At 59.6% G+C, this 20,774-nt stretch carries 16 protein-coding genes and 2 pseudogenes; 7 read left to right on the top strand and 11 right to left on the bottom strand.

All coding sequences use genetic code 11. The annotated features are described in order from the left end of the window. Nucleotides 1-28: 28 nt before the first annotated feature. The 3 genes from CK227_RS00245 to CK227_RS00235 are packed head-to-tail and all read left to right on the top strand — an operon-like array spanning nt 29 to nt 3,672. Nucleotides 29-1,822 carry an ABC transporter ATP-binding protein gene (locus CK227_RS00245; RefSeq protein WP_095770990.1) on the top strand — a complete coding sequence of 598 codons (1,794 nt, stop codon included), beginning with the start codon at nt 29-31 and terminating at the stop codon, nt 1,820-1,822. Then, complete coding sequence (locus CK227_RS00240) at nt 1,819-2,682, top strand: ABC transporter permease (RefSeq protein WP_095770989.1); 864 nt, start codon at nt 1,819-1,821, stop codon at nt 2,680-2,682. The genes CK227_RS00245 and CK227_RS00240 overlap by 4 nt, the downstream gene beginning before the upstream one ends. Continuing rightward, a complete protein-coding gene (locus tag CK227_RS00235) occupies nt 2,683-3,672 on the top strand; it encodes an ABC transporter permease (protein ID WP_095770988.1) in 990 nt (329 codons plus the stop codon). A gap of 17 nt (nt 3,673-3,689) precedes the next feature. Here CK227_RS00235 and CK227_RS00230 read toward each other — a convergent pair whose 3' ends face one another. The 4 genes and pseudogenes from CK227_RS00230 to CK227_RS00215 all read right to left on the bottom strand — a co-directional run. Next, entirely contained in the window at nt 3,690-5,531 is a 1,842-nt protein-coding gene (locus CK227_RS00230; RefSeq protein WP_095770987.1) for a sensor histidine kinase, read from the bottom strand. Nucleotides 5,532-5,582: 51 nt separating this feature from the next. Then, entirely contained in the window at nt 5,583-6,293 is a 711-nt protein-coding gene (locus CK227_RS00225; RefSeq protein WP_095770986.1) for a response regulator transcription factor, read from the bottom strand. Nucleotides 6,294-6,907: 614 nt separating this feature from the next. After that, a complete protein-coding gene (locus CK227_RS00220) occupies nt 6,908-7,186 on the bottom strand; it encodes an SPW repeat protein (protein WP_245318055.1) in 279 nt (92 codons plus the stop codon). A 431-nt stretch (nt 7,187-7,617) separates the two neighbouring features. Next, nucleotides 7,618-8,789 (bottom strand): annotated as a pseudogene (locus CK227_RS00215) (SbmA/BacA-like family transporter); the annotation flags it as partial. Between the two features lie 948 nt (nt 8,790-9,737). Between CK227_RS00215 and CK227_RS00210 the strand changes: the two are divergent. Continuing rightward, nucleotides 9,738-10,502: an ATP-binding protein gene (locus CK227_RS00210; RefSeq protein ID WP_095770985.1), complete on the top strand. Its 765-nt coding sequence runs from the start codon at nt 9,738-9,740 to the stop codon at nt 10,500-10,502. A 151-nt stretch (nt 10,503-10,653) separates the two neighbouring features. Here CK227_RS00210 and CK227_RS00205 read toward each other — a convergent pair whose 3' ends face one another. From CK227_RS00205 to petA, 3 genes are all read right to left on the bottom strand, one after another. Then, nucleotides 10,654-11,442: a pirin family protein gene (locus CK227_RS00205; protein ID WP_095770984.1), complete on the bottom strand. Its 789-nt coding sequence runs from the start codon at nt 11,440-11,442 to the stop codon at nt 10,654-10,656. A gap of 166 nt (nt 11,443-11,608) precedes the next feature. Next, nucleotides 11,609-12,880, bottom strand: coding sequence for a cytochrome b N-terminal domain-containing protein (locus CK227_RS00200; protein ID WP_095770983.1), 1,272 nt, complete (start codon nt 12,878-12,880; stop codon nt 11,609-11,611). A gap of 16 nt (nt 12,881-12,896) precedes the next feature. Next, nucleotides 12,897-13,379: a ubiquinol-cytochrome c reductase iron-sulfur subunit gene (gene petA / locus CK227_RS00195; RefSeq protein ID WP_095770982.1), complete on the bottom strand. Its 483-nt coding sequence runs from the start codon at nt 13,377-13,379 to the stop codon at nt 12,897-12,899. A 473-nt stretch (nt 13,380-13,852) separates the two neighbouring features. Here petA and CK227_RS00190 point away from each other — a divergent pair, with 473 nt between their 5' ends. Further along, nucleotides 13,853-14,437: a glutathione binding-like protein gene (locus CK227_RS00190; protein WP_095771422.1), complete on the top strand. Its 585-nt coding sequence runs from the start codon at nt 13,853-13,855 to the stop codon at nt 14,435-14,437. A gap of 41 nt (nt 14,438-14,478) precedes the next feature. Then, nucleotides 14,479-14,772 (top strand): hypothetical protein, encoded by a 294-nt coding sequence (locus CK227_RS00185; protein WP_095770981.1) that lies wholly within the window; start codon nt 14,479-14,481, stop codon nt 14,770-14,772. Nucleotides 14,773-15,948: 1,176 nt separating this feature from the next. On the opposite strand, the pseudogene CK227_RS37965 reads toward CK227_RS00185, so the two are convergent. Together CK227_RS37965 and CK227_RS00175 are read right to left on the bottom strand one after the other, a co-directional pair. Next, nucleotides 15,949-16,317 (bottom strand): annotated as a pseudogene (locus CK227_RS37965) (FAD-dependent oxidoreductase); the annotation flags it as partial. A gap of 221 nt (nt 16,318-16,538) precedes the next feature. Then, nucleotides 16,539-17,435 (bottom strand): phytochelatin synthase family protein, encoded by an 897-nt coding sequence (locus CK227_RS00175; RefSeq protein ID WP_210421424.1) that lies wholly within the window; start codon nt 17,433-17,435, stop codon nt 16,539-16,541. A gap of 268 nt (nt 17,436-17,703) precedes the next feature. Here CK227_RS00175 and CK227_RS00170 point away from each other — a divergent pair, with 268 nt between their 5' ends. After that, a complete protein-coding gene (locus tag CK227_RS00170) occupies nt 17,704-18,390 on the top strand; it encodes a transporter (protein ID WP_095771420.1) in 687 nt (228 codons plus the stop codon). Between the two features lie 195 nt (nt 18,391-18,585). Here CK227_RS00170 and CK227_RS00165 read toward each other — a convergent pair whose 3' ends face one another. Further along, nucleotides 18,586-19,725, bottom strand: coding sequence for a TQO small subunit DoxD (locus CK227_RS00165; RefSeq protein WP_095770979.1), 1,140 nt, complete (start codon nt 19,723-19,725; stop codon nt 18,586-18,588). 52 nt (nt 19,726-19,777) lie between these two features. Further along, a complete protein-coding gene (locus tag CK227_RS00160) occupies nt 19,778-20,773 on the bottom strand; it encodes an AraC family transcriptional regulator (protein WP_143750477.1) in 996 nt (331 codons plus the stop codon). Between the last annotated feature and the right edge of the window lies 1 nt (nt 20,774).

Genomic DNA, 20,774 nt, shown 5'->3' with positions numbered 1-20,774 from the left:
TCCGGAAGCAAGTCAGGCTCGTACGCAGATGGTCACGCTTTCCCACCGAATGTTCAAACCCGTGACCGAGCCCGTCCTCGCCGTCAAGGACCTCTCGGTCGTTTTCAACGGCGGAGGCCGTCCCTCTCGTGTCCTCGATGGCATCACTTTCGAGATGTTTCCCGGCGAGGTCATCGCGCTTGTCGGAGAAAGCGGCTCTGGTAAGACGACTATCGGGCTGACACTTCAGGGGCTCCTGCCGCGTGAATACAAGCCGCGGGTTGCGGGCTCGATCCGGCTAGCGGGGATCGAGCTTGTTGGAGCGGGAAAACGCTCCTTGAGGTCGGCCCGTCGCCAGCTTGTCCGAGCCATCTCACAAGATCCGATGGGCGCGCTCAACCCCACGATGACGATCCGCCACCAGATGAAGGAATCCAATGGGGGATTGATCGAAGACTGGCTCAGCCGAACCGGCTTGCCTGACCCCGACCGAATTGCCGATGCGCTTCCGCATCGCCTTTCGGGGGGGCAGCGTCAAAGAGTGCTCATTGCCATGGCGATGATGGCACGACCGAAGCTGCTCGTCGCCGATGAACCTACCACCGCGCTCGACGTCACCGTGCAGGCGCAGATCCTCGACCTGTTGCGCGATCTCGCTCGCGAGCAGCAGACGGCAATTCTGTTCGTTACGCACGATCTGAGCGTGGCGGCCACGCTGGCCGATCGCGTCCTGGTTCTCTACGCCGGACGCATCGTTGAAATGGGCTGTATGCAGGACGTGGCTCGCAATGCCGCACACCCATATTCGGCCGGCCTGCTCGCTGCGCGATTCGATCTGGACACTGATCGACGGCGTCCGCTTCCCACGCTCCCGCCCGAGCACACGCCCTCCATGTATGTTGAGAATGCCTGCGCCTACGCGACACGTTGCCCGATCGCCCAGCCGGATTGCAGGGCGATCCGCCCACCTTTGGAGCCTGCTTCCGCCCACAGCGGTACAGTCGCCTGCCTCCACCACGAACAAACGCCATTTCTCTCGGCGCAACGCGCATATGCGGAACCTTGGCCGGCCCTGACCATCCAGGAAACCGCCGCGTTGAGGCTATCCAACGTCGGAAAGACATATCCGACAGGCACCCGATCGTTTTGGGGAGGGCGTCGAGCGCAGCCTGTTCTCAGGTCGGTCAACCTCTCGATCAAGCTTGGCGAGTGCGTGGCCTTGGTGGGCGAAAGTGGCGCCGGCAAATCTACCCTTCTAAGAATAGCTGCCGGCCTCGTGGTACCGGAGTGCGGCACTGTTACACGCTTCGACAAGGTTCCTCCGCAAGTCGTCTCTCAAGACCCCGTCGCGGCCCTGACGCCGTGGCTCACGATCGGCGAGCAGATCGGCGAGCGCCTGCGGGCCGTTTCGCTGGACAGCGATTACGGTCGCCGCCGCGTCGGAGAGGCAATAAAGCTGGTCGGCCTCGATCCAGTCCTGATGGATGCACTGCCGGGCCAGATGTCGGTCGGGCAATGCCAGCGCGCCGTTTTGGCTCGCGCGGTGATCGTTCCCCCAAGGCTTCTGCTTTGCGATGAGCCGATTAGTGCCATGGACGTGTCGCTGGCGGCCACCACGTTGAACCTTCTTGGCGACCTTCGGCGCCGGCTCGACATGGCCATGCTGTTCGTCACCCACGACCTGGCGGCCGCCAGGATCATCGCCGACCGTGTCGCGGTGCTGAAGGACGGGGCGTTGGTCGAGGTTGCCGATCCGGACGCCATCATTGCTGCGCCACAGTCCGCCTACACGCGATCTCTCATCGCGGCGATGCCGAGCCTGCAGGCGGGAGCCGGATTATGACCAATAGGCCAAGTCGGGACACGCTGCCTGCGCGGCCTCGGTTCCACGGGCGCGATTTCTTGCGCCGCGCCGGTTGGCTCGAGAGCATTGGCATTGTTGGCGTGCCTGTCGTCACCGTCGTGGCTGTGCTGGCTCCGTGGATTACGCCGTTCGACCCCCAACTGCGCGTCGACAAGGCCTACCTGCCGCCTTCGGCCGGACATTGGTTCGGCACCGACGAGATCGGCCGCGACCTCTTCTCGCGCGTCATCCTCGGCGCTCAATATACTTGGCTCCCAGCGCTTGCCGTGATCGGCTTCAGTCTAACAATCGGCACGTTGGTCGGATTGATTTCGGGCTTGATGGGCGACAAGGTCGACGTGGTGATACAGCGGATCATTGACCTCTTCCTGGTCCTTCCAGCATCGCTCATCGCGCTCGCTGTGGTGGCTTCGCTTGGCCCTGGGCTCGCCAATACAATGATCGCGATTGCCATTGTCTGGTGGCCCTGGTACGCGCGCATTTCCCGTGATGAAGTCCGTCGCCTGAAGGCCCGTCCTCATTTCGAGGCGGCACGTATTGCCGGGGTGCGCGGTCCGCGCCTGCTGTTGCGTTACCTGTTGCCGGGAGTCGTCCCGGCCTTACTCATCGGGACATCGCTCGATGTCGCCAACATCGTCATGACTCTGTCGCTGATGTCGTTCCTTGGCCTTGGACTGCCTGCGCCAGCGCCTGAACTCGGCGCGATGACGTCGCGCGCCCTCGACAGTCTCACCGTGCATTGGTGGCTTCCGATACTGCCGGCCGCGATGATCTTTCTCCTCTGCCTCCTCGCCAATCTAGCGGGCGACGGCATTCGCGCCGCGCTGAGGGGAGCGTAGATGCTGACATATCTCGCCAAAAGCATCATCGGCGCGATACTCGTTCTCCTGGTGATGAGCTTAATTGTTTTCGGACTGCAAAGCATTATCCCTGCCGATCCGGCGCGGGCCATGGCCGGGCCCAGCGCTCCTCCGGAGACGGTCGAAGCGATGCGGGAGCATCTCGGACTGGACGACCCGGCCGTGGTTCAGTATGGGCATTTTCTGTTGCGCCTCGCCCATGGGGATCTGGGCGTGTCGGTAAGGACACGTCAGCCGGTGTTCAACGACATACGACAATATCTTCCCGCTTCGCTTGAACTGGGACTGGTGGCGATCGGTTTGGGAGTGGCGCTTGCCGGTGTGATGGCCGCACTTCAGTTTCTAATTCCGGGATCGGGCGGCATAAGGCTCGCATTAGTGGGGGTCGGCTCTACGCCGATCTTTCTGACGGCGTTACTTCTCTCCTATTTTTTCTGGTTCCGACTTGACTGGCTTCCGGGGGCGGGCCGACTTGTCTACCGCGATTTCGCGGGCCCTACGGGATTCAATGTCATCGACGGAATACTGGTCGGCCGGCCCGAAATCAGCGTCGACGCGTTGCGGCACATGATGTTGCCGGCTCTGGCGCTGGCTTTGCCCATCGGCGTCGCGGTCGGGCGAAGCCTGAACGGTGCGCTTCACGAGGTGATGAGGCAGCCGTATATCCGTACGGCGCGTGGCAAGGGCATCAGCGAGACAAAGGTGCTGTTTGGCCACGGTTTGCGCAATGCCGCCACGGCCCCCCTGTCAATGCTCAGATTGCAGATCCCCCTTCTCTACGGCAATTTACTTGTGGTCGAGCGCGTTTTTGGGTGGCCGGGTCTGGGCTTCTACACAGTCCAGGCATTGGTCAGCGCCGATCTCCCGGCAGTGCTCGGCGTCGCCATTGTTTTCGGAGTTTTGTACATTCTGGCCAACACGCTCATCGAGATCGGGCAGTCGATAGCCGATCCGAGGATTAACCTCTAAAGTGCCCACTCAGGGGTTTACTGTCGCGGCAGCGGTGTCTTGGTCGGGTCAGCGGCGCGGATGGGGAGACTGAAGGTTATGGATGCCCCCCCTGTATCAACATTGTCCGCCCAAAGCCGCCCGTAGTGTGCCTCGACAATCGAGCGGCAGATTGCCAGACCCATCCCCATTCCATCCGGCTTCGTTGTATAGAACGCCTCGAAAATCCGTTCCGGATCACTGAGCCCGCGGCCGTGATCGCGCACCTCGACCTCGACTGTCCCGTCATTCTGACGCCGCGACACGATCCGCAGGCTTCGCACGCTGCTGCTGACATCCTGCATCGCTTCGATGCTATTACTGACGAGGTTGAGGACAACCTGTTCCATCTGCACGTGATCGGCAACTGTCTCAGGAAGGCGGGGATCGAGGTGTAGGTCCAGCTTGACGCTGCTCGACGCGAGCCTCTCACCGAGGAGATCACACACTTCGCGGATCACCGCGTTCAGATCGATGGCACGTGGTTCGCCTTCTGTCTTGCTGAACAGTGCCCTGATGCGGCTGATCACCTGCGCTGCGGCGTCGGCGTTTCTGATGATTTTCTGAGCGACGCGGCTGGCATGATCGAAGTTAGGCGGATCGGCGGTAAGCCATCTCTGGAACGCGCCGGCGTTAGCTACGACGGCCTGCAGCGGTTGGTTGAGTTCGTGCGCAATGGACACCGACAGCTCGGACAGACTTGCGGCGCGCAAAGCCCGCGCGAGCTTTTCGTCCGCCAGACGCAGGGATTCCTGCGCTCGGACCTCGTCGTCGACGTCGAAGTTGACGCCGTACCAGCGAAGAATAGTGCCGTCTTCGTCGCGTAGCGGTTCGAAGCGCGAATCGATCCAGCGATATACTCCGTCCTTCCGGCACAGCCGGGCTTTGTGTTGGAGGGGCTCTCCATGCGCAAAGGACTTCTGGAACACTGCCTTGACCGCTGCCCTGTCGTCGGGGTGGAACAACTCGACATGCAAGGCGAATTGCCGCGTGCCTCGCGGCTCCTCCCTGGCCGAGTCGACGCCCGCCCAGTCGACGAACCGTTTGTTGAAATAGTACGGCAATCCCGCCGGCGTCATCATCCAGATCATAGTCGGAACAGTATCGACCAGCAGTCTGAGCTCCCTCTCGCTCTGGCGCAGCGCGGCTTCCGCCTTGCGCCGGTCGTCGATGTCTTCGGTATGGCCATACCAGCCGATAATTCGCCCACTCTCATCGCGCGAGGCAACACCGGTATCGCGAAACCATCGATACGTGCCATCGAACCGGCGCAAACGCTTCTCCTCTATCATCGGCTCGCCCGTCTCTAGACTGTGGCGCCATTGCGCCATGCTTGCCTCAACATCGTCGGCATGGACAAATCTTCGCCACCAGGAAAAGTCGTCGGCATTCATGATCTCACGCATTTCTTCGGCGGTGACGCCAACGTAGTCGAGGGCTGCGAGATTGAGGAACCGAAGGCGTCCGTCCGGATACGCGGACCAGCCGAGGCCCGGAGTGTCGGCGGAATTGAACCCAGAACCTTGGTATACCCGGTCATAGAAGCTGATGGTTCTGAAGATTTTGACCACCACCCACAGCCCGAGCGCTACGGCAACAAACGCTGCCAGCTGGAAGGGACTGCCTTCCGCCCCGTGTGCCGGTGACCGCAGGATAACAGCTGCAAGCAAGCTGGCCGCCGCAACCGAGACCAATCCCGCCTTCCAGCCGACGCAGATGGACACGGCTGCAACCGCGACCAGCAGGCCAGATGGCTCGCGTGCGAACCAAGCAAGCAAGACGCTCGCCGCTCCTACCGCCGCAGCCACGACGCGGCGCTGATGCGATGACGTCAGTTCCATTTAAGATCTCTCGAGACCGCCGCACCATTCGGCTCGCCGTCGCGGCCCCGTTCAATGCGTTGAATGCGCCTCTGCCCCCGATTGTAAGACGGCCTTCGCTGCGGTGGAAGCCATCTTCAGCTGGTACAGTATGTCGGGTGGAAGCGATTGACAGACGTTGAATAGATGAGAGACGGACCGCGCATCCATCTTCCTCATCATATTGCTGCGATGAAGCTTAACCGTGATTTCGCTAATACCAAGATCGAACGCGATCTGCTTGTTCATCGCACCGGAGATCACAAACCTCAGAACCTCCCGCTCGCGGGGTGTAAGTGTCTCGTACAGGGCCGAGTTCTTTTTAGCCACGGCTGACGCCGCCCTTCGAGCGACGTCGGTTGCGATGGCCGTCGACACGGCGTCTAGGAACGTCTGGTCGCGTACCGGCTTGGTCAGGAAATCCACTGCACCCGCCTTCATCGCCTCGACGCTCATGGCAATGTCACCATGACCCGTCAAGAACACGATCGGAGTGAGTATCCCTTTGGCTGCAAGGAGCTGTTGCAGATCCATGCCGCTCAGGCCCGGCATTCGAACGTCGAGAACAATGCAGCCAGGACGGTCTGGAAGTTTTGAGCCGAGCACATCATGTGCCGAGGAAAACGCCATCGATTCGATGCCAACGGAATTTAGCAACTCCTCCAAGGAGTCCCGGACCTCGGCATCATCATCGACCAGAATTGCCAAGGGGCGGTCTGAGGTTTGCGAATTTGCTAGGCCCATGATCCTCGCCTCCGGGCGATCTTTGCTGGACACGAATTGACCGGGTTCGCGCGCCTATTATCAACCCGGCGTCCTTCACACGTCAACCAAGTTGCACTTGCATCTGTCGGCGGAAAACTCGATAGCCGCGAGATAGCCTGCTACTGCGCCTTGCCCTCAGAGTCTTGACGTAGCGGAATGATGGGTGTCCGTGCAACAGGACAAAGGACGATCGGTTCCTGAAGATTTGATTGATTAGTCTAGACGTTGGTATAGGGCGTCTGCAGCTGTTCGGCTTGAGGACGTTCGCCACACCGGGGATCTCTCGCCGTAATGACCCTCAACCAGATGCCATAGTGCTGCCGCCGCAAGGCAATCGGGACGATCGGCCTCACAGCGTTTGCTGCAGAAAAGCGTGGCGGTAGGAGGCCTGATCGCAGGGTTCATCTCGACTGCCGAGAAGCGTCGTTGAGTTGCGGCGTATACAATCCAGGCCACGTCCCTCAAAGCGAGCATGGCGATCGAGGCTGAGGCAGCGCGCCGCCGGCTCCGGCACTGGAAGAGGCGCCGAGGGACAGGAGCAAGCCGATGACTTCCTCTTGCTGACCTGCACCACGACGCCCCCGTCTTCGCAGTTAGTTGGTGCTCGAAGCCGCTCGCGCCCTGCGACTTGCCACAAGTTGCAAGGCAGCGAACGTCGCTACGCAAATCCCGATCAAGATATGCGTCCATATCGGACCCTGCGCCGATCCGAAGTCGAGCAGGAACGGGGCTACCACCGCCCAGCACCCCAAGGTGAGGTTGGACCATTCCGCCCAATCTCCATAGCGATAGAGGGCCACGGCAGAGCTGCACGCAATCAGTGAGCCCACGACCCCAGCGTTCCAGGCCGCAGCAGGCTGCCCGACAAACATGATTGCAGCGCAGGCCAAACCTGCGCCGAGAATAAGGTTGGTCCATTCCAACCCCTTGCTTGGCACATCACTTCTCATCTTCATCTCCTTCTTCAGCCGTACCACGGAGGTGGCCGGTACGGGGAGGATGAGGCAGTCCGGTGCACCAGCCTATTCTACGCAGGCACCTGTGCGTCGATGCTAAAGTCTAGGGCAGCCATGCGCGGTGATTGTAGAGGATATCGAAGTACTCGGGTTACCGCCCGTCAGGGCAGGGCAATGCCCGGTCTGCGTGCCATGTGGCAGTCCGCCGCTAGCAACTGAGGTCAGTCACTTCGCTAGATATTGTGAGTTGACGGCTATCTATGCTTCAAACCGCAGAGCATTAGGGGAGGATGGATCAACCTCGTAACGGGTACCAGGAGACTCTGCCCTTCCTATTCGGGATAGGTCTCGAGTTTCTTGAAGGTCAACCTGCCGTCGGCATTGCCGCCGGACTCGGTGCGCTTTCCTCGTCAAGCTGCCCATCGATTTTATTCAGCGCGATGCGAAAATCGGCGACACGCATCAGCGTGGCGCGCCAGTCGGCGATGCCGCCGATGTTGTTGATGAACCAGCGCAGCGACGAATTCACCTGGTTGAACGCGCCGACCGCCATCATCAACCCGCCAAAACTGATGTCGCCCGAAAAATAAACGGGCGCTGCGACAAGGATCGGAGCCACGACGCTGATCCAGCCGTAGGTGTTGGTCACCCAGGACAGGTTGATCTGGGCTGTGTAGATGCGCCGCATCGCGCCCACCAACGTGCCGAGGTCGATTTCGAGCCGTCGCCTGGCGTCGGCTTCGCCATGGTGGAGCGCGATAGCATCGACGTTCTCGTTGACCCGCACCATGAAGGAGCGCAGTTCCGCTTCGCGTGCGTAACGATCGCTGTCGAGCCTGATGAGCGGGCGCCCGACTAGCCAGCTCAGCCACGATGCGATGCCGGCATAAAGGAATGCCGCCCATACCATGTAGCCTGGGATTGCCAGAGAATAGCCGCCAATTTGGAAGACGAAGCCGGACGAAAGCCGCCAGAGCACGTCGACAAAGGACGCAAGAAGGACGATCGACTGCAAAAGCCCCACCCCAAGGTCCGTCGACAAATCGGAAAGATGCCCGGCGTCCTGCTGCATGCGCTGATCGGGATTGACGCCGATTGAACCTGCATTTGCCAGCCGGGAGGCCCTCGGTGGGCGCATCCACTGGTCGATCAGGTCGAGCGTCAGCGCCTCGCGCAGCTTCAGCCGGATCGCCTGGTTAAGCCACGTCTGGCCGACATTGAGCACCAGAAGGCTGCTGGCAAGGAAGCCAAAGATGGTGAGCTGATGCAGGAAGACCGCCAAGTCCCGACGCGCCAGCGCGTCGTAGAAGGGCTCGTTCCAGCGGTTGAGCAAGACCTGACCGATTGATGTCGCGACAATGACCGCCCCGATGCCAACCGACGCCCACAGCAGCCAGTTGCGGACTGGCGATGTCTTCAGACCCATCTTGATCGTCGCCAGTTGGTCGCCGAGGCTGCTGGCCTCGACCGAGGCGGCGGCCTTCTCGACACCGGATTTGGCATGCGCTTGGTCAGCCATACATGAGGTCCATGGTTTCAGGGCGGGTCACATCGGCGCCGAAGCCGCGCAGCGAACTCGGCACTACGGGCAAGAGTCCCAGCCGCATCTCCGAGAGGGTCTGCACTGACAGGCACGTCGATGTCTCGGTTGGCGGTACGCTCGGTCACCGTGTTGAGCAGGAATGGAGGCGCCGTTCGCTGGTTGAGAGGCGGAAGGACCGGTTTCTTGCTCCGGTCTTTGAAGTTTCTGCCATCGGGATTAGTGGCCCCAGCTGCCCCGACCATACTCTTCGTGGGGAACAATTGGCCTCCGCACGGTCTGCGGTGCGCCGGCAGTGCCATCCACCTTCCTGGTCGAGGAAGTGTGCGCGGTATCAGTAGCAATTGTGGGCTGCTGATCGGCGCCTGACCCACAGCAGTGGTCACTTCCGGCAAAAGCGACTCCCACTGAAAGAAGGAGAGCGGCGGTAACGAGGATCGTTTTCATTTTGGTTACTCCGGTGTTGATTTTCATGGCGTTCACCCGACCAAAGATATTGGCGGGGCATCTGGCATACGATCAGACCAGGAGGGGGCCTGACCGATACGAAGGGTTGTGGCGAGCAAGCCGAAGGGCAGGCATGCTGCCAGTATCGGAGAGGTTGTTGGTGTCTAGGTGTCGGCTCCAGCCTGGGAACCGAAGGCTATCGCCGCCGGGTTCTCTGGCTGCTCGAAATTCAGGAACACGGCTGCCGTGTCACTTGCGATCCCGACCATTTGGCCAACCGATCCTGCACTTTGGCATTGTATGGCAGACCCTTCCGCACAATTGGTCCGCAGGCCGGTTCAGCGCACTCTCCTTGGGACTAGTCACAGCAGACCGCAACAGGCTGGTTTGCGCCCTTCCTCGATCCAATCGACCGGAAATGCCCTCCACTTTCGCGACTCCTGCAATACCAAATGCCGACAAAGCAAACGGGGGAATGGAATGTCAGGCTTAGAACTGAAAGTTGATGTCTTCGACCTTCCGGCAGACCGTCCTCCTGGTGGCCATTCCAGACAGTTGTCGGCCGCCGGTATTGTTCATGACCTGGGCAATCTTATCCAAGTAGCCTCATCCGCTTTGAACCATTTGGCCCGCGACCCTAGCGTCTCGGCGGCGCCCGAGCTTGGGCCTGTAATTGCCGGCGCGAAAACGGCTTTGGAACGAGCTGGCGGCCTGGTCAGGCAGACCATCGGGGCAGCCGGAGGGATCTGCTCTGACATCCAGCAGGCGAACGTGAGCGACTGCCTTTTGGAGATCGAGACACTGATTCGTAGCGCTTGGGATGCCAGTATCCGGCTTGAGGTCAGAGTCGAGCCCGACATGCCTTTGATAAGGTGCGATCGGATTGGTTTGCAAAATGCGGTTTTGAACCTTCTGTTCAATGCGCGGGACGCGATGCCCGACGGTGGTCTGATCTCAGTTGGCGCCGCCCTGGCGTCTGAACGAACCACAACCGGTCAGGTCGATATTCTCGTCGAGGACAATGGAATTGGAATGACCGAGGAGACCATGGCCCGCGCATTCGATCCCTTCTTCACCACCAAAGGCAAAGGACTAGGCGGCGTTGGCTTGCCGATGGTGAAGCGCTTTGCCGAGGAGTCGGGCGGCGGCGTCGCCGTGCAGAGCACGCTAGGGGCCGGCACAACCGTGACACTGCGGTTGCCTGCTGTGCGATCGGCAACGAATTCCCAGCTGAATATCCCATAATCAGGCAAGCCCCTTAGGGCGGTCTCGAGCACCAGAGGATGTATGCCACGGCCGTCCAAAATATTCGGCCGTATCGTTCCGAGTTGTCGAACACCGCCAAATTACTGCCTCGCGCACATCTAGTTACCTGTCGGATTCGCGGGCGGAGTGGTCAAATATGGCTGGCCCCGACGAGCGGTTCACCACCAATGAGCATCAGTCGCGCCGCGTGGAAGGCGGGTGCCTGAAGCACAACTTCCACTCCGGGTGCCAGCACTATCAGTTCGGCCTCGCCGAACATCCCGGACTGGCCGGCAATCCCCACCTCACCGGCAACCACATAGATCGCACGATCACGATGCTCGGGTTTCACCTGGTATTGCGCGCTGCCCGTAAGCACGATTTCGGCATAGATCGTTTCGGAAAAGGTTTTGACAGGCGAGACCAGCCCTTCGGAAGCCCCGGCGATCAACGTGAATTCGACCCCATCGGCGCAGATCCGCGGTATTTTGGGTGAGCCATAGTGCGCGACGTCGGCCGCAATGTCCCCTTGCCGGGAAGGGAGGGCGATCCAGGCTTGGATGCCGAGAAGATTGCTTCCTGACGCCCGTAATTCTGTCGGCGCGCCCTCGGAATGGACAATCCCAGTCCCGGCCGTCATCCAGTTAACCTCACCCGGAAGGATGCTCTGCGCTCTGCCGAGACTGTCCCGATGGATGATCTCTCCATCGACGAGGTAGGTCACGGTTGCGAGGCCAGCATGGGGGTGCGGCCGCATGTCGAAGCCGTGATCTGCATCGAGCTCTTCGGGACCGAAATGGTCGAATAGGACAAAGGGTCCGATCATGCGCCGATTGGCGGAAGGCAATGCGCGACGCACCTTGATTCCATGTGCTTGGTCGCGGGCCATTGGGAGGATGGCCGTGTCGATGCCAGCGAGGCTGCTTTGCCAGTTAGCCATGACTATCGATCCTGTCTGTGTTCAGTCTACGAGTGCTGAAAGCGGCTGGACGTGGACAGCGCGAAAAAACCGTCTGCGTGGCGCGGTGTTGCAACTCGCATGCCGCTGACCTGGAATGCTGCCCTCGTCAGAGGCCGACAGCATCGCCATCGTCAGACCCACGGGTCTATTCTTCTGCCTTTGAGCGGGCCGCATTCTTTTCGAGCACTGCTTCGGTGATCGAATGCGGCAACGGGCGCGGCGTCTCGATGAGCCCGAGCAACGGCATCACGATGATGAAGAAAGCGAAATAGTAGAGCGTTGCCAACTGGGACATCGTAACGTAGGCGCCATCCGCCGGCTGTGAGCCGAGCCAGCCGAGAAAGAGCGCGTTGGCCACGAACACCCAGAAGAACAGCCGGTACCATGGCCGATAGACCGCAGAGCGCACCTTGGAGCTGTCGAGCCACGGCACCAGGAACAGCACGGCGATCGAGCTGAACATCGCCAACACGCCGCCGAGCTTGGAATCGATCGGTCCCACATTGAAGGTGATGGCGCGCAGGATCGCGTAAAACGGCAGGAAGTACCATTCCGGCACGATATGCGCGGGCGTCTTCAGCGGGTTGGCGACCGTGTAGTTGTCCGGATGGCCAAGAAAATTCGGCAGGTAGAAGACGAAATAGGCAAAGAAAAACAGGAACACGATCATGCCGAAAGCGTCCTTGACGGTGGCGTAGGGCGTGAAGTCCACGACATCGGTTTTCGATTTCACCTCGATGCCGGTTGGATTGTTCTGGCCGACTACGTGAAGCGCCCAGATGTGCAGGGTCACTGTTCCGACAAGCAGGAATGGCAGCAGGTAGTGTAGCGCAAAGAAGCGGTTCAGCGTCGGACTGTCGACGGCGAAGCCGCCGAGCAGCAAGTGCTGCATCCAGTCGCCGACCAGCGGAATGGCGCTGAAGAAGCTGGTGATGACAGTGGCGCCCCAGAAGCTCATCTGCCCCCAGGGCAGGACATAGCCGATGAAGGCTGTCGCCATCATCAACAGCAAGTTGGTGCAGCCCAGCACCCACAGAAGCTCTCGCGGTGACTTGTACGAACCGTAGTAAAGCCCGCGGCAGATGTGGATGTAGGCGGCGATGAAGAAGAATGAAGCGCCGTTCGAGTGCAGGGAGCGCAGCAGCCAACCCGAATTCACGTCGCGCATGATCTTCTCGACCGAATTGAAAGCCAGCCCCGTATCGGGGGCGTAGTGCATTGCCAGCACGACACCGGTAATAATCTGCGATGCCAGCATGAGCGTGAGAATGCCGCCGAACGTATAAGCGTAGTTCAGGTTTCGAGGGACGGGATAGACGATGAAGGAACTATGCACCAGCCGCGGCAGCGGCAGGCGAGCGTCGAGCCAGCGCTCGATACCGGTCTTGGGCTTGTAGGTCGAGTGTCCCTCGCTCATTGAAATATCCTTTGCCTCAGCCGATACGGATCTTGGTATCGGAAATGAACTGGAACACCGGCACCACCATGTTCTCCGGCGCCGGACCTTTGCGGATGCGTCCTGCGCTGTCGTATTGGGAGCCGTGGCACGGGCAGAGCCAGCCACCGAATTCGCCGTCTTGGCCAAACGGGATACATCCAAGGTGAGTGCAGACCTGAACCATCACCAGCCAGGCTTCCTTGCCGGGCGCGGTGCGGTTGGCATCCGTGGCGGGCGCGTCGGCGGGCAGGTTGGCGTTGCGGGCAATCGTATCCTTGAGGGTAGCAAGATCGACGGCCTCGCCATCCATCATTTCCTGCCTAGTGCGGTTGCGCACGACGACCGGCTTGCCGCGCCATTGCACGACGAGCGACTTTCCAGGCGCCAAGGAAGAGACGTCGACCTCGATCGAGGCAAGTGCCTCGGCAGGCGACGTGAGCTCAGTGGGACCGCGTTCGAGTTCGGAAGGATCGGTCATGATGACGGACTCCTGTTGCTGGAACAGTTGCTACATCGCGCCGGCGGCAACCGAGCAAAGCAAGGCTACGGCGGTCGCCTTTCGAGGTTCCTGGTCTCGGATTGAATCATGCAGGCCGTGGCCGGATATGAGCCATCGTGCCAAGGGTACATAGGTCCAATACCTTCGTTTATGATTTGCTGAGCCAAGGACTGGCCTCACAACCGAGGACGCTATGCTTGGCGGCAGGGTCCTGGATTCTTACAGCTATCCTTCCTCATGCCGAATGTGGCGCGCGCGGCAAGCAAAGAACGATTGTTTCAGCCCGGTCATACCTCGGAATAGGCATGCCTAGCGATCGGCGTCGTAGCCGTCCTCCATGTCAAGTGCGAAGCTCTGGGGTGCGCCGTCAAGGTGACTGGCGCCAGGGTCGCCTAACGGCCTCCCGCTTCGCCAGTTGCGGAATGTCATCTGCGTTCAGAAAGAGAGAAATCGTGAAACTCTACTACAGCCCTTTCGCCTGCAGCCTGGCTGACCACATCGCGCTGGAGGAGGCAGGCGCTTGCTTTGAGCGCGAGGCGGTTGATCTCGAGACGAAACGAACGGCTTCCGGGAAAGATTTCTTCGCGGTCACGGCAAAAGGTTACGTTCCGGCTCTTGTGTTGGATAGCGGCGAAACGGTCACCGAGAACATCGCCGTTCTCGATTGGATCGCATCGCAGTATCCGCCGCTGGCTGTACCAGAGCTGTTGGGCCGGACCCGCGTCCTGGAAATGCTGAGTTACATTTCGACCGAGATTCATCGCAGCTTCAAGCCCATGTGGCATCCCGGCCGGGATGCCGAGAAATCCAAGGCCAAAGTGACTTTAGCAGGGCAGTTTGAGCTCATCGGTGACGGGCTGAAGACAGACTATCTGTTTGGCGATCGGCTCAACGTCGCCGACTGCTATCTGTACGTAATGCTGCTTTGGGCAGCGCGCTTCGAAGTTCCCGTTCCCGCCTCTTTGGCGGCCTTGCGCAACCGAATGGATGCGCGGCCGGCAGTGCGCATCGCCATGAGAGATGAGGGGCTCGTTTAACATCGCCGGGCGAGCCGGAAATCAGCGAGGAGGACTACGTCATGTTGGCATTCTTGCAGGCACTTCACCCGATCGCTTCCGAGCGCGGCGATGGGTTGCGCCCCGAACTTTTGCGACAGCAAATCGACGACGTGCTCGATCTGAATTTTTCGGACAGCCAACCAATGCTGGTCGGCCTGGTTGAGGAAAAGGTCGCGAAGACAGTGACGGCGATGCATCGAGTGCGAAAAACGGGGTGCGCGCTCGACGACAAATCCGTCAGTCGCGGTGCCACATGCACGACGAAATCGACGACCGTTGCCGTCTCATGTTCGCGCTGCCGCGGCAGTGGCTAGCGAGGCCGGTTTGGTTTGGACGCGTCCGTGCTGGTGGCGCCCTCGGTGCCACAACCCACCAAGGTTGAGACACTCGCGTCTTTTGCTCGTGAAAGCTCACCTTCTTCCGGAGCCCGCCGCCCGCCGACAGCGCGTCGCCGTGCATCAGACTCGGACTGTAACCGTGGCAAGGAGGCTGGATATGAAAATAATAGTCATTGGTAGCTCACATTACGTCAGAGCAAGCACTGTCAAGAAGTTGCAACGCGAGGGCCACGAGGTGGAAGCGGCGTTTACGCTCCTCAGTGCCAACGCTCCCACTACGGACTATCGCGATGCTGGCTACGCTGGCCAATATCTGAGGCGTCTGCTCCTGCATTTGGCGGCGCACGTCCGTGAGGTGTGGTGCCAACGGCGCGCTTGGCGCAGGAAGCTTGGCAGTCGGTTCTAGGCAGTGGTACCAAGTTGAGGTCGATCCCGAGCGGCCTGAGTTGCTCAATCAGGCTGTCGGTGTTTTGTGTCGCTGCAAGTCTGTAGCGGATATCGTTGACATAGCGGCCAAGAGGATAGCGTTTCCAAGGCATGGTCGCGCGAGCGACCGCTTCCGTAGTCTCCTGCCTATAAGCTTCGGTTCCGGTTTCGGCCCCACCCAGGATATTCGCCCTATTGTGACCAAGCGTCCGCAATGGCTGTCCGCGACGTTCGTAGACACCGCAATATGAGCGGACGCGTATGATCTCGGGCCTTGAAATCATTCAAGATTTTTAAACGAGGCGCTACCATAAGTCGCCGTTTTTAATGTGATTTCAATAACTTATGATGAGACTGGTGGCGGGAGAGCGCTACCGCCTTTCCCCCCACCCACCCTTGCCGCATTTTGCACTTCGTTGCCGCGCTTAGCGTCCAATAGAGAAAGGCACCAGATCCACGAGCAAAGGGCTATCGTGCCCGAGCCCGTCGAAATCATCTAGGGCCAAGTCAAAGCCTATTCGGCCAGCGATAGCCAGCAGATGAAGAATGAAAGGGTCGAACACTTTGCCTACGGGTACGGGCTGGCTCGCGCCTTTCCTTGGCCGTCCGAGACGGTGCGGGCACTTCTTGACGACGCGATCGTTTGCCGCTGGAGAATGTGGACGCTAGCGCCGTTGCATGGAGTTCGGCGGTGCCGTCGGTCGGAGAGAAGGCGCCGCCCTTCTAGCTCCAGGCCGTGGCGCTGCCCGTTCCCTGGCCTCGGTGCTGTCGAGCATGTGTCTGGTGACGCCGGCGGTTCTGACGAAGTCATGCCAGCGCGCGGGTCGGCCAGTTCCGCTTCGTCATTGTTGAGGGAGCAGGCCCCAGCGGCGAAAGCCGGTCTCATCGATGGTCTCTCGTCGCAACGCTGTCCCAGACATAGAGGGCTGTGGGTCGCCATCGGTAACTCGCGGGCGGCGCGATTCTGCTGGTGCACCATCCCCAGTTCCGGCGACTGCTCGGCGCCGATCTGTCCCTTTTCGATAAGCGCGACCTTCATGCCGCGCTGCGCCAGGCAGCAAGCCGCGAAACGCCGACGATGCCGCCGCCGATCATCACATCAACGGATTGCGGCAGGTTCGGTGGATGTCTCGATTTGCTGCAGCCGTGCGCATGATCCCCTCTGCCTAGAAGCGCAAGTTCATGGCGTTGCGAAGGCAGCCGCTGCCGCAGTTGAGGCGCAAGCAAAATCTTATTCCGCTAATCGCGTTGAAATCGGGTGTCCCTGCGTTTCAAAGCGGTATCCGCCCAGATGGACAGGCAGCGGGCTGTAAACCTCATTTCGTCACCACGACAATGCCGCGGGTCTTGTTCGACCCGCTGTCGATTGTATTGATGGCCTTGTAGAGGTCCGCGACGGTCATCCATACGGGCGGATATTTGTATTTGGCGACATCGAGTACCAGGGCGCGATCCGTCTCGGCGTCATAGGCGCCAATCGGCGAGACATGGCCAGCGCCATTCTGACCGATGGCCTGGCGTGTATAGTTGACGATGAGCCGCTTGTTCGGATCGGCAAGCGTATCCTTGAGCAACTGCCGGAGGCTGGACACGTCGATGGTGTCGGCGTGATGGAACTCAGCCTTGACGCCGAGATTGATGAGAAAAGCGCTGATCTGCTCCAGCACAAGCCCGTCCTCTTCAACCATGGCATAGGACTTTATCTTCTGGTTTTCCGGAGTGAACACCAGATCCTGCGTAAATAGGCCCCACGGATACAGGCGCGGCGGCGACGGGCGTTTTATTTCCAGGCTGTTGAGAACGGCGGCAATGGTGGCCGGGCCGCAAAACGTGAGGATTTGCTCGGTTTCAAGATAGGTCGCGAGCTTGAAGTAAGGCGACTTTTCGTCAGCCTCGTCGAACAGTTTTTCGCCGGCGGGTTCGGTCAGGTAGATAAGCTGATCAGCACGAGCCATGGGCAACGCCAGAACCAGCGCCGCAAATGCCAAAGGGATTGTTGTTCTCATTGCTGTGCTCCAACCCCAATCGGCCAACGGCTTGATGTCGGCGTCGCCATCATCCTTGACGGTTTCACGCATGGATGCCGCTGCGCCAGGCGCGAACTGCATTGGCAAGATAGAGCGGCGGCTGTCCGGCGATGATCGGAGCACTGATGAGCGCTGGTGCCCGTCGGTCATGAGATAACAGCGCGAAACAAATGCTCGAAAAGGCATGTGCCGTCTCCATCAAATGGTTATGGCACAGTTGCACACGCCGTGCTTGCTACGTCAAGTTGTGTCCGCGCTCGGTAGTGGGTCAGGTGGAAATCGGCGTAGCGATCACAACAGACCCTTTGCCTCGATACCAAGTTCTGGGAGATCATAGCCTGGTCGATGTCGATCCGAGAAAGATAGGCTATCGTCCTTAGACACTGGCGTCTGATACTGTCTTCAGCTTTGCCATTTCGACCATGGGGGGCACGCTATGCCGCAATCATTCGGAATGGCTTCTTTTATCTACACGCTCATTCCTGTGGGTGCCGCAATTCTTGGCGCCGCAATTGCTGCTTATCGCCGCCCCGGACCCGGGCTTGTCAGCGCGATTCAGCATTTCGCTGCCGGCGTCGTCTTCGCCGCTGCGGCAGGTGAAATTCTCCCAGGCCTGAAGCAGGAAGGATCGGCAGTGCCGGTTGCCATCGGTGGCGCCGTGGGCGTGGTCGTGATGCTACTGCTGAAGAACCTCGAGGAGAGGAGCAAGGGACCGATCGGCTTCTTGACGATCGTCGGAGCTGACATCCTCGTCGATGGTCTCGTGCTTGGCCTCGGTTTTGTGGCCGGCGCCAAGGTCGGATTGCTGCTGACGATCGCACTCACAATCGAAGTGCTCTTTCTCGGGTTGACTGTAGCGGTCGAACTCGGCGAGTCGGTTAAAACTCCCATCCGCGTCGTTGCGGTTACCGCCGTGCTCGTGCTTTTGCTGCCGCTCGGTGCCGTTGCCGCGGTCCCGATTTCGACACTTCCTGGCCCGTATCTGACCGGCTTCTTCGCCTTCGGCTTGGTCGCGCTTCTATATTTGGTGACGGAAGAACTCCTCGTCGAGGCTCACGAGACCCCAGACCGGCCTTGGGTCACGGCTATGTTTTTCGTCGGCTTCCTGCTTCTGCTTTTGCTTGAGAGCACAATGGAATGATCCGATTTTCAAATCCCGAAACGGCCGGGCCACTCCCGATGGGATCGACGGATATGTTCGTGCCCGCCAGGATGACCGAAAGTTCCAAAAGCGCTATCATGGTCCGATGCCAATGCGGGTTGAGCTGCGCCAAGGACAGAATTGGCGGGAGCAAGGCTACATCCCAATCGATCGGGGAAACAGAAGTCAGAAATCCTACCTCTGCTTCTCTGCCTGGGAGCTGGAATTGACATCGTCCATTTTGAGGTCGGCGCGGAAACTTTGACCATCGACGACAATCAGCCTGACAACGGCATTTGGCGCTGTAGCAGGAAGCGAATGCTCAAGAGGCAATCGTATCTCTGCCTTTGCGCCCATGCGAGCAATCAGCCCGTGCGGCCCCGGGACGACCTGATTATACGCGTATTCGTTCTTGATGTGATCTGAGGGCAGGGCTGCGAGTTGTGCCGCACCCCAACGGGCGAGAATCTTTCCGGAACCGTCCTCGACCGCCGCTTCCACTATAAAGGCTGGAGCTTCGGGTGTGCCAGCATCGAGGTAGGCGTGAAGACTGACAAAGTTTTCGCTTACCCTCGCGTTTCCCACGCTGAAATGGGTTACCGATGGGCTCACTGGACCAGGATGAAAAGATGTCAACACAGCGCCGCGATAGTGACTGTAGAGCCCCACCACAAAGATTGTGGCGAGAAAGAAGTCCAGCAGCGCGAGCTTCTGGAACGTACCTTCGGAAAGCGGCAAAGGAAGGCTTCCAGTCGTCCATCGGAACCAGCGATGGGTGGCCATATGCAGACGGCGCCTGAGCAGCAAATTATCAAGGGAATATGCGCCACTTCCGTTAAGCATCAGGGCGCAGGCCATGGCGATGTTGCATGCGGCCATCGTCCATCCCTCGAGACATACAGCACCTATCCATCCGAACATCACCATCAAGGCGATTGAAAAGCCCAGAGACGCGCACGCGGCGGCGCGCGTCATAAAGCCCACGATGAGCATCATCCCAGCGAGCAACTCGGCAGCACTGAACACGATGATCGTCGCATAGAGAAGATCGAAGTGTTTGAGTAGGAAGGAGATGGCTTGATCGGTTCCAAAAAGCGCACCGGGCATCGCATCCTGTAACTTGTTCGCCATCCAGTTATGCGCGCTCGGGTCGAGTTTTTCGGGATCGAAAATGAAGCGGCGCGATCCCCCGCCCCAATATATGAAACCGTGCACAACCCGCACGGTGAGCAGGCCCAACGCTGTGCCTCGCCAATTGGCGTCATCCAATGCGCCGACAACAGAACTCTCTCGCGCCGCACGGTTCATTGTCGCTAACGTGCCCGCGTCTGTCATATCGCACTTCCTCTAAAATCGTTTCCTTCCTTCGTCTTACTATTCCCATACGTCACGATGGGCGAGATTTCTCCGTGAAATGCGGATGGTTTTCTCTGACGACCTCTCCGCGATATTCGATCGGCGACATCCCATAACGCCGTTTGAACGCCTTGCCGAAAGTTGAGAGATCGGAATATCCGCAGTCGAATGCAGTCTGCCCAACCGGTCGCCCAGGGTATGTCTCGATCAAGGCGCGTGCACGCGTAAGCCGAATTTCCCGCAAGAGACCGGCAACAAACATGGATCGATCGGCGAACAGTCGGTAGAGACGCGCGCGTGAGCACCCTATGGCTGCTGCAATGCGAGCGGCAGTCAGATCGTGGCGTGAAGCATGTGCCTCTATGTAGCGCCTCGCCGCGGCGAACAGATATTCGTCGAGTTCGTTCTTCCGATCTTCGCCTCGTGCAAGGCGTGAGAGCATGGCGATCGCGAGAGAGGCCATCGAGTGCATTGCGGCCGCAGCGTCCGCTTTATCCAGTTCGGTGCCATAGCGTGACATGGCGTCGAGATGGGCAAGGAGGATTGGCGTCAAACCGTTTTCTGGTAACTTGACAACAGCTTTGTCGCGCAACACTGGTCTGGGGCCAAGCACACTCATTATCAGCGAACGAGGAAGCGCAAGCTGCGCGAGTTCGTACCGAGTGGACGAGGTCACAAAGCGGCGGTCGCAATCCAGCAGGATCAGCCCGCTATTGCTATCAAGAACCGTTGTGCGCTCATCGTCATGGCTGACCTCGAAGGTCCCCGAGCGTACGCATCCGACAAGCACAAGGCCGCTCTCGCGCTTGCCGAAACCGCATATCAGCGGGTCGCCGCGGATATGAAGGAAGGACGTTCCATCACTATCAGCGCATCGAAGCAACTCGCTACGGAAATCGGCTCGGGTATCGTTTGGAGGCCGGGATATCACGCAGGATGTGAACTGCTCTCGCCAGAAATCCAGGCGGTCCGCGACCGGCACCGAATTCGTGGTCAGGTTTGCGATGGAAGTGGGTGCTGATTTCACT

The organism is Mesorhizobium sp. WSM4308 (genome assembly GCF_002294905.1).
GTDB lineage: Bacteria > Pseudomonadota > Alphaproteobacteria > Rhizobiales > Rhizobiaceae > Mesorhizobium.
This window is presented reverse-complemented; position numbering and strand designations above follow the sequence as displayed.